15 protein-coding genes are annotated in these 12530 nt (G+C 70.8%); 6 read left to right on the top strand and 9 right to left on the bottom strand.

The features are described from left to right. Positions 1–137: 137 nt before the first annotated feature. The gene (locus ACLQ27_RS19020) at positions 138–413 is read right to left on the bottom strand and encodes a hypothetical protein (protein WP_425867859.1); all 276 of its coding nucleotides are present in this window, start codon (positions 411–413) and stop codon (positions 138–140) included. Between the two features lie 10 nt (positions 414–423). Continuing rightward, a complete protein-coding gene (locus ACLQ27_RS19015) occupies positions 424–1248 on the bottom strand; it encodes an SDR family NAD(P)-dependent oxidoreductase (RefSeq protein WP_425867857.1) in 825 nt (274 codons plus the stop codon). Between the two features lie 125 nt (positions 1249–1373). Between ACLQ27_RS19015 and ACLQ27_RS19010 the strand changes: the two genes are divergently transcribed. Continuing rightward, positions 1374–2330: an HpcH/HpaI aldolase/citrate lyase family protein gene (locus tag ACLQ27_RS19010; protein WP_234584344.1), complete on the top strand. Its 957-nt coding sequence runs from the start codon at positions 1374–1376 to the stop codon at positions 2328–2330. A 75-nt stretch (positions 2331–2405) separates the two neighbouring features. Here the strand turns inward: ACLQ27_RS19010 and ACLQ27_RS19005 are convergent, their stop codons facing one another. Then, on the bottom strand, positions 2406–2903 hold the full coding sequence (locus ACLQ27_RS19005; RefSeq protein ID WP_357490702.1) for a DUF4190 domain-containing protein: 498 nt from the start codon (positions 2901–2903) through the stop codon (positions 2406–2408). Positions 2904–3020: 117 nt separating this feature from the next. Between ACLQ27_RS19005 and ACLQ27_RS19000 the strand changes: the two genes are divergently transcribed. Beyond that, positions 3021–3926, top strand: a complete 906-nt coding sequence (locus ACLQ27_RS19000; protein ID WP_234584346.1) for an SDR family NAD(P)-dependent oxidoreductase — start codon at positions 3021–3023, stop codon at positions 3924–3926. 13 nt (positions 3927–3939) lie between these two features. On the opposite strand, the gene ACLQ27_RS18995 is transcribed toward ACLQ27_RS19000, so the two are convergent. Beyond that, positions 3940–4476, bottom strand: coding sequence for a DUF4190 domain-containing protein (locus tag ACLQ27_RS18995; protein WP_425867854.1), 537 nt, complete (start codon positions 4474–4476; stop codon positions 3940–3942). 176 nt (positions 4477–4652) lie between these two features. Here ACLQ27_RS18995 and ACLQ27_RS18990 point away from each other — a divergent pair, with 176 nt between their 5' ends. Next, entirely contained in the window at positions 4653–5849 is a 1197-nt protein-coding gene (locus ACLQ27_RS18990) for an acyl-CoA dehydrogenase family protein (RefSeq protein ID WP_354855922.1), read from the top strand. Between the two features lie 60 nt (positions 5850–5909). Here ACLQ27_RS18990 and ACLQ27_RS18985 read toward each other — a convergent pair whose 3' ends face one another. Both ACLQ27_RS18985 and ACLQ27_RS18980 read right to left on the bottom strand, forming a co-directional pair. Further along, complete coding sequence (locus ACLQ27_RS18985; RefSeq protein ID WP_357490699.1) at positions 5910–6317, bottom strand: CoA-binding protein; 408 nt, start codon at positions 6315–6317, stop codon at positions 5910–5912. Between the two features lie 26 nt (positions 6318–6343). Further along, a complete protein-coding gene (locus ACLQ27_RS18980; RefSeq protein WP_357490697.1) occupies positions 6344–8410 on the bottom strand; it encodes an intein-containing Rv2578c family radical SAM protein in 2067 nt (688 codons plus the stop codon). A 92-nt stretch (positions 8411–8502) separates the two neighbouring features. Here ACLQ27_RS18980 and ACLQ27_RS18975 point away from each other — a divergent pair, with 92 nt between their 5' ends. Further along, positions 8503–8922: a thiol-disulfide oxidoreductase DCC family protein gene (locus tag ACLQ27_RS18975; protein ID WP_357490695.1), complete on the top strand. Its 420-nt coding sequence runs from the start codon at positions 8503–8505 to the stop codon at positions 8920–8922. On the opposite strand, the gene ACLQ27_RS18970 is transcribed toward ACLQ27_RS18975, so the two are convergent. From ACLQ27_RS18970 to trxA, 3 genes are all read right to left on the bottom strand, one after another. Further along, positions 8886–9851, bottom strand: a complete 966-nt coding sequence (locus tag ACLQ27_RS18970; protein WP_425867851.1) for an MFS transporter permease — start codon at positions 9849–9851, stop codon at positions 8886–8888. The genes ACLQ27_RS18975 and ACLQ27_RS18970 overlap by 37 nt on opposite strands. Further along, positions 9848–10288 (bottom strand): hypothetical protein, encoded by a 441-nt coding sequence (locus ACLQ27_RS18965; RefSeq protein WP_234584353.1) that lies wholly within the window; start codon positions 10286–10288, stop codon positions 9848–9850. Before ACLQ27_RS18965 ends, ACLQ27_RS18970 begins: the two co-directional genes overlap by 4 nt. 154 nt (positions 10289–10442) lie before the next feature. Then, a complete protein-coding gene (trxA, locus tag ACLQ27_RS18960) occupies positions 10443–10805 on the bottom strand; it encodes a thioredoxin (protein ID WP_030329190.1) in 363 nt (120 codons plus the stop codon). Positions 10806–11353: 548 nt separating this feature from the next. Between trxA and ACLQ27_RS18955 the strand changes: the two genes are divergently transcribed. Both ACLQ27_RS18955 and ACLQ27_RS18950 read left to right on the top strand, forming a co-directional pair. Continuing rightward, entirely contained in the window at positions 11354–11869 is a 516-nt protein-coding gene (locus tag ACLQ27_RS18955) for a MaoC family dehydratase (protein ID WP_234584354.1), read from the top strand. 104 nt (positions 11870–11973) lie between these two features. Further along, entirely contained in the window at positions 11974–12498 is a 525-nt protein-coding gene (locus ACLQ27_RS18950; protein ID WP_357573384.1) for a hypothetical protein, read from the top strand. Positions 12499–12530 lie beyond the last annotated feature (32 nt).

The raw sequence follows: 12530 nt of genomic DNA, 5'->3' as shown, positions 1-12530 counted from the left end.
ACCACCCCAACGACGATCACGAAAGGGTGTTGCAACCATCGGTTGAGCCCGCCCAGCTGACGGAAACTGTCCAAGATTGCGAAGAAGCGCCGGGTGCCGCGTCCGTGCCCGGCACTTTGCCCATGCTCGGGCGGCGGTCAGACCTCGTGGACCTCGATGACCCGGGTGTTCGGGGCGGTCTCGCCGAGAGCGGTGCGCAGCGCCGCCCGCTCCGGGTCGACGAGGAACGACTCGTACCCGGCCCGGTCGTCGAAGGTGATCACGTGGACCTCGTCTCGCCCGTCGGTGCCGCGCAGCCGTCGCTCCAGCCGGCCGCCGTGCCGGCCGAGCAGCGCCAGCACGGTGTCCTCGTAGCGCTGCCCAACGGCCTCGGCTCCGGCCGGATACTCGACGACCGCGACAAGGGTCAGCATGACGGCCACGCTACCCATCGATGCCGACGGCCGTGGCGCTGGCTTCCCAGAGCCGGGCCGCGAGCCGCGGGTCGGCTGCCTTGCGGTACGGCCGGCGGGGCCGGCGGTTGTAGTAGTACCCGCCGTTGACGAGCCGGGCCGGATCCCGGTTGGCCAGCCAGAGCAGCGTCTCGGCGCCCTTGGAGGGGCTGCGGAACGGCAGGAACCGCATGCCGAACGCGACAATCGCACTGTCGTTGGCAAACCGGGTACGCACCACGCCGGGGTGGAAGCTGTGCGTGGGGATGTGCGGCCAGCGGCGGGCCGCCTCGGCGGCGAACAGGATGTTGGCCTGCTTGCTGGTGCCGTACGCGCCCATCGGCCGGTAACGGCGCAGCGGCTTGTTGAGATCGGCCGGGTCGAGCCCGCCGAAGCGGTGCGCGCCCGAGGCGGTCACCACTATCCGGCCCACCCGGTCGGCGAGCAGGTTGGTCAGCAGGAAGGGGGCCAGGTGGTTGGCCTGGATCGACAGCTCGAAGCCGTCGACAGTGGTGAGCGGCTGGAGCGCGATGGCCCCGGCGTTGTTGGCCAGCACATCGATCCGGTCGTACGCGTCGCGCAGCCGCTCGGCGAGCCCGCGTACGTCGTCGAGCACCGCGAAGTCGGCCCGGAACAACTCGGGCCGCGCGCCCGAGGTCTCCCGGACCCGTTCCGCCGCGGCCTGTAGGCGGGCGGGATCCCGCCCGACCAGCACCACCTGGTCGCCGCGGCACGCGAAGCTCACCGCGGCGGCCAACCCGATGCCGGAGCTGGCCCCGGTCACCACCACCAGTCGACGCCCAGTGAGATCTTCCACAGGTCCATTCACCCCGGTCATGGCGCGAGGTTACCGTGACGTCACCACGCCCTTTGGGATCGTTAAGTTTTCTTCGGAGTCACGTGGCGTCGGCGTGTCCGCCGGTCGCTGGAAGGAGCACATTCATGGCCGCAGTCGGTCGTCCCCGCCGGTCCTGCCTGGCCGTGCCGGGTTCCAGCGTCAAGATGCTCGGCAAGGCGCAGGGTCTCCCCGCCGACCAGGTCTTCCTCGATCTGGAGGACGCCGTGGCCCCGCTGGCCAAGCCGGATGCGCGCAAGAACATCGTGGCCGCCCTCAACGACGGTGACTGGGCCGGCAAGACCCGGGTGGTCCGGGTCAACGACCTGACGACCCCGTGGACCTACCGGGATGTCATCGAGGTGGTCGAGGGCGCCGGCGCGAACCTGGACTGCATCATGCTGCCGAAGGTGCAGAACGCCGCGCAGGTGCAGTGGCTGGACCTGACGCTCACCCAGATCGAGAAGACGATCGGCCTCGAGGTCGGTCGGATCGGCATCGAGGCGCAGATCGAGAACGCGGCGGGTCTGGTCAACGTGGACGCCATCGCTGCCGCCTCGCCGCGCGTGGAGACCATCATCTTCGGCCCGGCCGACTTCATGGCGTCGATCAACATGAGGTCGCTGGTGGTCGGCGGCCTGATCCCGGACTACCCGGGCGACCCGTACCACTACATCCTCATGCGGATCCTGATGGCCGCGCGGATGCACGACAAGCAGGCGATCGACGGCCCGTTCCTGCAGATCCGCGACGTCGACGGGTTCCGCGAGGTGGCCAAGCGCTCGGCGGCGCTGGGCTTCGACGGCAAGTGGGTGCTGCACCCGGGCCAGATCGACGCCGCCAACGAGGTGTACCAGCCGGCCCAGGCCGACTACGACCACGCCGAGCTGATCCTCGACGCGTACGAGCACTACACCTCGGAGGCCGGCGGCAAGCTCGGCGCGGTGATGCTCGGCGACGAGATGATCGACGAAGCGTCCCGCAAGATGGCTCTCGTGATCGCCGCCAAGGGCCGCGCCGCCGGAATGAGCCGTACCTCGTCGTTCACCCCGCCGGCCCAGTGACGCCTCGGGCCGGGTCGGTCGCCGCCGGCTGCCGACCCGGCCCAGCAGTCGGCGGTACGCGACCCGCCGGCCGGCTCAGTAGCTGCTGCCGCTGTCGTTGCCGGTCGTGACCGCGAGGACGATCGCGACGACGTAGAACGCGATCCCCAGCACCATCAGCGCGGTGATGATCCAGCCGACGATGATGCCGGCCTTCGCCATTCCCTCGCCGCCCTCGCCGCTGACCCGGATCTGCTTCTGCGCCACGTGGCCGAGGATCGCCCCGATCGGCCCGGTGACGCCGCAGGTGGTCAGGCCGGCCAGGGCCAGTACGAGCGCCGCGATGGCCAGCCCGTTGGTCTTCGGCGGTGGCGGGTAGCCGTAACCGGGGTGCGGCGGATAGCCGGGTGGCGGGTACGCCCCCGGCGGCAGCTGTCCACCCGCGTACGGGTCGACGGGCGCGTACGGGTTCGTGAGGCCGGGTTGGGTCGGTACGGGCTGGCCGGCCACCAGGGTCGGGTCCGGGGGTGCGCTCGACGGTTGAGCCGACCAGGTGGGGTCGGTCCAACCGCCGGGGGGTGGGGGATTGGTCATGCGAACTCTCCGTCGGCTCGGGTGCGCCGACAGAGTAGCCAGGGGTGCCTAAACCCGATGCCCCCGCTCCCGGGTGCCGCGTTGCTCGGGCCGGTCGTAACGGGCAGGATCCCTGGCATGGCAATAGACGCGCGCGCCGCGGACCGTTCCGGCAGCCGACCGCGACGGGACGTGAGCCGCCCGGGTACGGGCCGCCGCGGTCGGGCGGCCACGCCGGCCGGCGCTCCCGGCCCGGACGAACCGGTCGCACTCGCCGATCCGGTGACCATGCGGCTCGACGGCCGGGTGGCCCTGGTGACCGGGGCCGGCAGCCCGGACGGCATCGGTTACGCCACCGCCCGGCGGCTCGCCGACCTGGGGGCGCGGGTGGCCATCGTCAGCACCACCCGGCGCATCCACGAGCGGGCCGGTGAGCTGGGGGCGACCGGGTTCGTCGCGGACCTGACCGACGAGTCCGAGGTCGGCGCGCTGGCGGACGCGGTGGCCGAGCAGCTGGGTGACGTCGAGGTGCTGGTCAACAACGCCGGTCTGGCGAGCCGGGCCAGTCAGGGGGTGCTGCGTCCCGTCGCGCAGCTGACCTACGACGAGTGGCGCGGCGAGATCGACCGCAACCTGTCCACCGCGTTCTTGTGCAGTCGCGCGTTCATCGGCGGGATGGCCGAGCGGGGCTGGGGGCGGATCGTCAACCTGGCGGCCACCGCCGGGCCGGTCAACGCCCTGCCCACCGAGGCCGCGTACGCCGCCGCGAAGGCCGGCGTCGTCGGGCTGACCCGTGCCCTGGCCATGGAGATGATCGCCGACGGGGTGACGGTGAACGCGGTCGCGCCGGGCACGATCTACACGGCGGCGTCCACGATGGCCGAGATCAAGCAGGGCCTGGGCACGCCTGTCGGTCGACCGGGCACCCCGGACGAGGTGGCCGCCGCGATCAGCTTCCTCTGCTCGCCGGCCGCCTCGTACATCACCGGCCAGATGCTTGTGGTGGACGGCGGCAACAGTGTCCGGGAGGCGCGTTTCCGCTGACCGGCCCGGCGGGTCAGTAGCCGCTGCTGTCGCCGGTGTTGCTGAAGATGACCAGCGCCAGCCAGCCGCAGCAGGCCAGCAGGGTCAGCGCGGTGAAGGCGTAGCCGAGGATCAGCCCCCAGGTGGCGAGCTGGTCGCCGTCCTCGCCGCTGGTACGGATCTGTCGCTTGGCCACGTGGCCGAGGACGGCGCCCGCCGGCGGGAACACGAAGGCGAACACCAGCGACAGGATCGCCAGCACGTTGGTGCCCCGACCCGGGCCGGACGGCGGTGGGCCGTACTGGCCGTAGGGGCCCTGCGGCGGGTACGGCGGCTGCTGCCCCCAGTGCGCCGGCTGGTGCGGCTTCTGCTGCTCGTACGGCGACGGCTCGTCGGCGGGGGGCCCGTACGGTGAGCGTTCCGGCGGCCCGAACGACGACTGGTCCGGCGGCGGCGGGTACGGCGACTGGCCGGCCGGCGGTGGCGCGTACGGCGACTGGTCCCGGGGTGGCTCGTAGGGTGACGGCGGCGGCTCGTCCCCCGGGGGGCCCGACGGTGGCGGGTAGCTCACAGCTGTCCTCCTCCTGCCGGTGCCGGAAAAGTCCTTCTTGCCGGACGGTACCCGCAGCGGTGAACCTTTTCACAGCGGTTGTGTGGACTGGTCACCTTGGCCTTGCCGGCCGGGAGGCCGATACTGACCGAGCGTTCAGTTACCCATGAGTAGTGCGCTGATCCCCGGAGGCTGAGATGGCCCGACTCGCCCAGACGCCCGGCCTGACCGATGTGCAGCGATCGATCCTGGAGACCGTCCGGGAGTTCGCCGACAAGGAGATCATTCCGCACGCCCAGCGGCTGGAGCACGCCGACGAGTACCCCACCGACATCCTCGACGGGATGCGCGAAATGGGGCTGTTCGGCCTCACCATCGACGAGGAGTACGGCGGGCTCGGCGAGTCGCTGCTCACCTACGCCCTCGTGGTGGAGCAGCTGTCCCGGGGCTGGATGTCGATCTCCGGCATCGTCAACACCCACTTCATCGTGGCGTACCTGATCTCCCAGCACGGCTCGGCCGAGCAGAAGGCCCGCCTCCTGCCGAAGATGGCCACCGGCGAGGTGCGCGGCGCGTTCTCGATGTCCGAGCCGGAGACCGGCTCCGACGTCTCGGCGATCAAGTCCCGGGCCGTTCGCGACGGTGACAGCTACGTGCTCAACGGGCAGAAGATGTGGCTGACCAACGGCGCGTACTCCTCGGTGGTGGCCACCCTGGTCAAGACCGACACCGGCGCCGAGTCGGTGTACGGCAACATGAGCACCTTCCTGCTGGAGAAGGAGCCGGGCTTCGGCGAGACCGCCCCCGGCCTCACCATTCCCGGCAAGATCGAAAAGATGGGTTACAAGGGCGTCGAGACCACCGAGATGGTGCTCGACGGGGTGACCGTGCCCGACTCGGCCATCCTCGGCGGCGCCGACAAGGTTGGCCGCGGCTTCTACCAGATGATGGACGGCATCGAGGTGGGCCGCGTCAACGTGGCCGCCCGCGCCTGCGGCATCTCCATCCGCGCCTTCGAGTTGGCAGTCGCGTACGCCCAGCAGCGCAAGACCTTCGGTCAGCCGCTCGCCAGGCACCAGGCGATCGCGTTCAAGCTCGCCGAGATGGGCACGAAGATCGAGGCCGCGCACGCCCTCATGGTCAACGCCGCCCGCCTCAAGGACGCCGGCCAGCGCAACGACGTCGAGGCCGGGATGGCCAAGCTGCTCGCCTCGGAGTACTGCGCGGAGGTCGTCCAGGAGGCGTTCCGCATCCACGGCGGCTACGGCTACTCCAAGGAGTACGAGATCGAGCGGCTGATGCGCGAGGCCCCGTTCCTGCTCATCGGCGAGGGCACCTCCGAGATCCAGAAGACAATCATCTCCCGCGGCCTGCTCAAGGAGTACAAGCTCTGAGCTGCCCCTGGTCCGGCTCGACGGCCAGCTCCATGATCGACCCTGGGTGGGGGAGAGGGGTCAGGGGAGGCGGGTCAGGCCGGCGGCGGCGCGCTCGACGATGAGGCAGCGGTCCTCGACGTAGTCCATCCCGGCCTCCTCGGCGATCCGTCGCGCCTCGGCCGAGACGATGCCCAGTTGCAGCCAGACGGCCGGAGCGCCGATCGCCGCCGCGTCCCGGACCACCTGCACGGCGTCGGCCGCCGGCCGGAACACGTCCACCAGATCCACCGGGTGCGGAATGTCGGCCAGCGTCGGGTACGCCCGCTCGCCGAAGAGCTCGTCGACTGTCGGGTTGACCGGGATGATCCGCCAGCCGTACTGCTGCATCTGCAACGGCACGCCGTGCGCGGCCTTGCGCGGGTCGCGTGACGCGCCCACGACGGCGATGACTGCGGAGTCGGCGAGGATCTGCTGAGCGGTACGCACCCGCCGACTGTAACGCCGCCTGCTGGCTAGAGCAGGGTCAGCTGCTCGGCTGCCGGCGGTGGGGGTGGCTCGGGCAGCCGACGGTTGTCACCCAGCTCGCCCCGGTGCAGCCCGTGGCGGCGGGCCGCGATCCGCACCCGGGCGGTCAGCTCCCGCTGGTACGCCTGCGGGGCGTACGCGCCGGCCCGGTAGAGCTCGCGGTAGCGGGGCGCGAGGTGCGGATGCTCCCGAGCGAGCCACTGCGCGTACCACTCCCGGGCGCCTGGGCGCAGGTGCAGCGCCAGTGGGGTCACGCTTGTCGCACCGGCCGCCGCGATCGCCGACACGGTGGCGTCGATCGACTCGTCGCCGTCGCTGAGCCCGGGCAGGATCGGCGCCATCAGCACCCCGACCTCGAAGCCGGCGTCGGTGAGCCGGCGGACGGCGTCCAGGCGGCGGCTCGGATGCGGCGTGCCCGGCTCGACGCCACGCCAGAGCTGCTCGTCGACGAAGCCCACCGAGTAGGAGATGCCGACCCGGGTCACCTCGGCGGCCTGGCGCAGCAGCGGCAGGTCCCGCAGGATCAGCGTGCCCTTGGTCAGGATCGAGAACGGGTTGGCGAAGTCGCGCAGCGCCGCGATGATCTGCGGCATCAGCCGGTAACGCCCCTCGGCCCGCTGGTAGCAGTCCACGTTGGTGCCCATCGCCACGTGCGCGCCCCGCCACTTCGGCGCGGCCAGCTCACGCCGTACCAGCTCACCGGCGTTGACCTTGACGATCACCTGCCGGTCGAAGTCCGCCCCGGCATCGAGGTCGAGGTACGTGTGAGTGTTTCTTGCGAAGCAGTTGTGGCTCACCACGCCGTCGGCGATGAAGTCGCCAGTGCCGGTGGTGATGTCCCAGAGCGGCAACTCCAGCCCGAGCGCTTGAACGCCCGCAATCCTGAGGTTGGCCTGGCACTTCAGTGCGGTGCCCTCGATCGAGCGCTTCCTGGTGATGGCCGGGTCGGTCAGGTGGAAGAACCGAAGCCGGGCGGGAAGGCCACCGGTCAATCTGATCTGCCGCACGCGGTTGGGTTTACCGGGGTCTTCGAGCACGCAGCTGAACCCGAACCGGCGCAGTGCCTCAGTTGTCTGGTCGAGGATCGCATCGTCGCTGTTGCAGATGCGCAGGATGCCCCTACCACAGCTGCCCTCGGCGTCGAAGATGCCGGCCAGGAAGCCAAGCCGCCACTCGTCGCTGGGGTTGACCGGCCACTCGATCAGCTTGGTAATGCTCTCGATGTCGCGCTGTTTGGAGGTGCGGATTGCAGAAAGAGCCTTGCGGGTGGCGCTGGCGGGCATGAACGAGAAACGCCGTGTCTGGATGCCCTCCTGGGCAAGGTAGCGCTCGCTCCGGCTCAACGCCTCGTCGTCGATCAGCGCCAGCCGGAACCGGTGCACGACGCCGTAGGAGTACGAGAAGGTGCCGAGATGCGCGTCACCGCGGATCATCCCGCAGAGGTAGCCTCGGCGGTAGTCGGGCGATTCCTTGGGTCCGGTTGCGAAACGGCCCGTGCCGATCAGGCGATTGTTGGTGGTCAGGTAGGGGCGTTGGCCGACACCCTGCATGGCGCCGGTGACGTACTTCCAGCCACGGTCCGAGAGAAACCTGTGGTCACCGCTAGCGATGAGCGTGGTGCCGTCCGTCAAGGTGACGCGGTACGCGGGCTTCACGGTGGACCACTTGTCCAGCACGGTGGTGACGACGTAGCGGCGGTAGGCGCCGCGCCGTTCCGTCCCGTAGATCCGGTCCCCTGGTTCCAGCTCACTGATCGGTTTCGTGCGACCGTCCGCCATCAGGATCGGGGTGTCCGCTCCCAGGCAGTACACACACGCATGGGAGCAGCCACGGTACGGGTTGATGGTCCACTCGAAGGGCACGCGGGACTGGCCGGGCACCCGGTTGAGAATGGACTTCGCCTGCACCTCGTGAAAGGTCATCCCGGCGAACTCGGGGGTGTCGAAGGTGCGCACGACGGCGCCGGGCAGCGCCAGCGGCAGGGGTGGCGTCGCTGGCGCTGCCCGCTCGGGGTCTCCCTCAGCCGGGGGAGCGGTGAGGTTGTCCCAGCGCATGGCCACTATTCGAACACGTGTACGAGGTGCGCGCAAGTGACCCGCCGGACACCGGAGCCCACCCGGCGGTCGCGCGGGGGAGGATGGACACCATGGAGAGGTCGACCTTCGTCTACGACGGGGACTGCGCGTTCTGCACGACTTGCGCGGAGTTCATCGAGCGCCGCATCCCCACCGCCGCCCGGGTGGTGCCCTGGCAGTTCGCCGATCTGGACGCGCTCGGCCTCACGGTCGCCCAGTGCGAGGAGGCCGTGCAGTGGGTCGGCGCGGACGGCTCCCGCGCCGCCGGGCCGGACGCCATCGCGAAGCTGCTCGCCGCGAGCGGTCCGCTCTGGCGGGTCGCCGGAGCGGGGCTGCGGTTTCCGCCGGCCCGCGCCGTCGCCTGGCCCGCGTACCGCTGGGTGGCGCGCAACCGGCACCGGCTCCCGGGTGGCACGGCCGCGTGCTCGCTGCCCCAGGAGGCCCGGGAGCGGCTCTACGGGCCGGCCGGCCGCCCGAGCGCCGGGGCCTGACCCCCGGGCGGTGCCGGCTCCGCACCGGCTCCCACCGGAGCTGGGTCGGGAGGCGTCGGCTCGGTCTCGACGCGCGCCGGGCTGTCCGTCGCCGACCCGCGAGTTCCGCGGCCGACGAGCCGGCTGGCCCAGACCAGCGGGCGGACCCGCTCCAGCGGCAGGAAGCTCGTCATCGCGGCGAGGTGCGGCGCAAACGAGATCGTGATGGTCGCGATGGTCACCACGTGGAACGAGTAGAAGAAGCCGACCATGGCCAGGCGCCAACGGGCCGGCAGCAGGAACACCACGGGGCTGAACAGTTCGAACGCCACGATGCCGAACTGGGCGACGATCAGCAGGTACGGCACCTGGGCGACGAGGTCCGCCAGGTCGGTGCCGCGCCGGATGATGGCCCGTGCCAGCACCGAGCCGGTCAGCCAGTCCAGGCCGCCGAAGCGCAGCTTCGCCCAGGCCGCCAGGAAGTACGTGCAGATCACCGCTATCTGGGTGACCCGCAGCGCCCAGCCGCCGGCCTCGGTGCGGGTGGTGTCGCCGTGGCGGGCCCGGCCGGCGGTGGGCAGCACGGCCAGTGCGACGAGGAGCCCGAACCGGTCGTGGTCGACCTTTCCGTAGCTCATCGCGATGATCATCCACTCGAGGTAGAGCGCGCAGACCGACCAGCCGAGCAGCCGGGGCGCCCGGCCGGTCGCGGCGAGCAGGGCGAGCAGCAGCAGCGCCCAGAAGATCACGGCCACCAGCGTCGGCGTCGGTGTCGGCAGGGGGAGCAGCCGGCCGATCAGCAGTGGTTGGTACAGCTCGCCGGGCACGCTGGCCCTGGTGCGTACCCACGGGGTGAAGACCACCAGGTCGGCGGCGACGAACAGGTAGATCAGGGTGCGGAAGGCGGCGATCCGGCCGCGCGGCACCGCCTCGGTCAGCCAGCCGCTCATCGGGCGACCTGCCAGCGGACCACCGTCTCGTCGGTGTGCTGCCCGGTGGGCCGGCCGGCGCGGATGCCGTGCCAGCGGATGACGATGCGGACCTCGACCAGCGCCGGGGCGGCCGGGTGGCGTTCGGCGTACGCGTCGGCCACCTCGGCGAGCAGCGTCGGGTCGGCGGCGTACCGGTCCTGCTGGCCCTCGATCTCGGCGCGGCGGATGCCCGTGGCGCCCTGGTCGAGGTCGACCACGGCCCCGGTGCTGTTCACGCCCTCGACCCGGGTGTCCGGGGCGGGGGCGTTCGGCGGGTTGGAGGTGGCGTACATCCGGAACGGGCCGAACGGAAAGTCGTCGTCGCTGCCCCAGAAGGTGCCGAGCAGCAGCAGGACGAGGCCGAGAGCGGTCGCGCCCAGCCGGGTCGCGCGCCCGCGGGTGGTGAGGGTCTCCATCGGGTCGTGACGATACGGGATGTACCGGCCGTGTCGGGTCCCTCCGACGGTCAGTTCCGCCTGCCCAGGTCGGTGATCATGAGGGTGTGCCCGGGTACGACGAAGGGCCGGACCCGAATCGGGCCCGGCCCTCGCGCGCCGTCGCGGGGACGGCTCAGTGGTTGTGCTCGGCCAGCTGCTTGCGGACGTCGTCCATGTCCAGCGCCTCGACCTGCTCGATCAGGTTCTCCAGCGCGGACTCGGGAAGCGCGCCCGGCTGGGCGAAGACGATGACGCCGTCACGGATCGCCATGATCGTCGGGATCGACCGGATGTCGAACTTCGCCCCCAGCTCCTGCTGGGCCTCGGTGTCGACCTTGCCGAAGACGATGTTCTGGTGCTTCTCCGAGGAGCGCTCGTAGACCGGGGCGAACCGCTTGCACGGGCCACACCAGTCGGCCCAGAAGTCGACCAGGACGATGCCGTCGTTGCCGGTCACCTCGTCGAAGTTCGCCGAGGTCAGCTCAACGGTTGCCATTGCACTCTCCGATCACCGCGGTTTGTCTGCGTCCCGTAGAACCAGGGCTGACCGTATCGAATTCCCGGGCCGTCCAGCACGAAACGTGCGCAGGGCTGCCCGGGGTCCTCGTCGGCCATCGAACTATGTCAGTTCATCCCGTCCTGCGGAACGCAAGTGCATGACGCACTTGCGTGACCTGGGGTGATGGGAGCGATTCCAAGGAGATCCACCCGATCGAGCGCTACGAATCGGTAACTTGAGCCCTGACGAGGAGGTATCCGGCCTGCGGAGATCGCTGATCAACCCGCTCTCCGTCACGGAGAGTAGTGTTACAAAAAGATAAATGTGACCTCGATCTCTGTCGTACCTACGCCGCCGTAGGGCAGAATTCCTCGCATCAGAGCGTGGGCGGCGGGTGCCGGGGAGGGCCCCGCCGCTCATTGCGTCTCCCCTCGGGTGAGTGACCGGTGTGACATTTCCGCCGGGGTCGCGCCCCGGCCGTCGCCTTAACCACCGGTAAGGCATGCTGTGCCGAACTCCATCGCCGCCCGTCGAAGGGGACCAGGATGCAGTTCGGCCGCTACTACGAGGAGTTCGAGGTCGGCGCGGTCTACCGGCACTGGCCGGGCAAGACCGTCACCGAGTACGACGACCACCTCTTCTGCCTGCTCACCATGAACCACCACCCGCTGCACATGGACGCGCACTACGCCGCGACCGCCAGCCAGTTCAAGCGCAACGTGGTGGTCGGCAACTACATCTACTCGCTGCTGCTCGGCATGTCGGTGCCGGACGTCAGCGGCAAGGCCATCGCCAACCTGGAGGTCGAGTCGCTGCGGCACGTGGCGCCCACCTTCCACGGCGACACCATCTACGGCGAGACGACGGTGCTGGACAAGCGCGAGTCGGGCTCCAAGCCCGACCGGGGCGTCGTGTCCGTGGAGACCCGGGGCTACAACCAGGACGGCACCATGGTCTGCGTCTTCCGCCGCAAGGTCATGGTCCCCAAGCGGGAGTACGCGGCCGACGCCGTAGCCGAGGGAGTGGACCCGGAGCGGCCCAGCTTCCCGAGCCCGCGCTGACCCTCCGGGCGGCGCTGAGCAGCAGTCGTCGCCGCCCTGGCACGGGCCTCCATCCCCACCGCAGGTTCTGCCGGGGAGGGGGCCCACCGCCCGTTTCGGGGCTTATGCTGGCGCCGGAGGTTCCGATGAGCCACTCCGTCGCCGGAGAGCCGCCCTCTGCCGGCCGCCGCGCCGCACCCTTGACCACCGCCGTCTACTCCGCCGCCGAGTGGGACCTGCTCACCAGCCTGCCCGCCCGGGTGCTCGTGGCCGCCACAGCGCCCGGCGCCGGCCGCCCGGAGCGGGGGGTGATGGCGGGCCTCGCGGGTCTGGACGCGGTGGCTGCCGGCCGCGGGTTCGACAGTGATCTGGTCCGTGCCGTGGTCGCCGCGATCTACGCCCGCCACGACGGCGCCCCGGCGCCCGCCGAGCGGCTCACCGACCTGGTGGACCTCCTGGTCGCGTGCCGGGCGGCCGTGCGGGTCCTGCACCGGCGCGCTGATCCCGCCGACTCGGCCGCGTACCGCCAGTGGGTGCAGTCGGTCGCGGCCCGCGTCTGCCGGGCGGTGCCCGGCCCCGGCGGACGTCCGGCCAGCCCCGCCGACCGACGCTTCCTGGACCGGCTGGGTGACGCGCTCGGCCTCGGCTGAGGTCGGCGGGCCGTCGCGGCGGACGCCGAGGT

This window comes from Micromonospora sp. DT63, assembly GCF_049841615.1.
Taxonomy (GTDB): Bacteria; Actinomycetota; Actinomycetes; order Mycobacteriales; family Micromonosporaceae; genus Micromonospora.
Note: the sequence above shows the minus strand (reverse complement) of the source record. Positions and strands in the feature narration are given on the sequence as shown.

Bases quoted from the DNA above. Each gene is read 5' to 3' on its own strand.
- ACLQ27_RS18990 (WP_354855922.1), top strand. From the start codon at position 4,653: ATGGCCCGACTCGCCCAGACGCCCGGCCTGACCGATGTGCAGCGATCG.
- ACLQ27_RS18970 (WP_425867851.1), bottom strand. From the start codon at position 9,851: ATGAGCGGCTGGCTGACCGAGGCGGTGCCGCGCGGCCGGATCGCCGCC.
- ACLQ27_RS18975 (WP_357490695.1), top strand. From the start codon at position 8,503: ATGGAGAGGTCGACCTTCGTCTACGACGGGGACTGCGCGTTCTGCACG.
- ACLQ27_RS19005 (WP_357490702.1), bottom strand. From the start codon at position 2,903: ATGACCAATCCCCCACCCCCCGGCGGTTGGACCGACCCCACCTGGTCG.
- ACLQ27_RS18955 (WP_234584354.1), top strand. From the start codon at position 11,354: ATGCAGTTCGGCCGCTACTACGAGGAGTTCGAGGTCGGCGCGGTCTAC.
- ACLQ27_RS18980 (WP_357490697.1), bottom strand. From the start codon at position 8,410: ATGCGCTGGGACAACCTCACCGCTCCCCCGGCTGAGGGAGACCCCGAG.
- ACLQ27_RS18950 (WP_357573384.1), top strand. From the start codon at position 11,974: ATGCTGGCGCCGGAGGTTCCGATGAGCCACTCCGTCGCCGGAGAGCCG.
- trxA (WP_030329190.1), bottom strand. From the start codon at position 10,805: ATGGCAACCGTTGAGCTGACCTCGGCGAACTTCGACGAGGTGACCGGC.
- ACLQ27_RS18965 (WP_234584353.1), bottom strand. From the start codon at position 10,288: ATGGAGACCCTCACCACCCGCGGGCGCGCGACCCGGCTGGGCGCGACC.
- ACLQ27_RS19020 (WP_425867859.1), bottom strand. From the start codon at position 413: ATGCTGACCCTTGTCGCGGTCGTCGAGTATCCGGCCGGAGCCGAGGCC.
- ACLQ27_RS19010 (WP_234584344.1), top strand. From the start codon at position 1,374: ATGGCCGCAGTCGGTCGTCCCCGCCGGTCCTGCCTGGCCGTGCCGGGT.
- ACLQ27_RS19000 (WP_234584346.1), top strand. From the start codon at position 3,021: ATGGCAATAGACGCGCGCGCCGCGGACCGTTCCGGCAGCCGACCGCGA.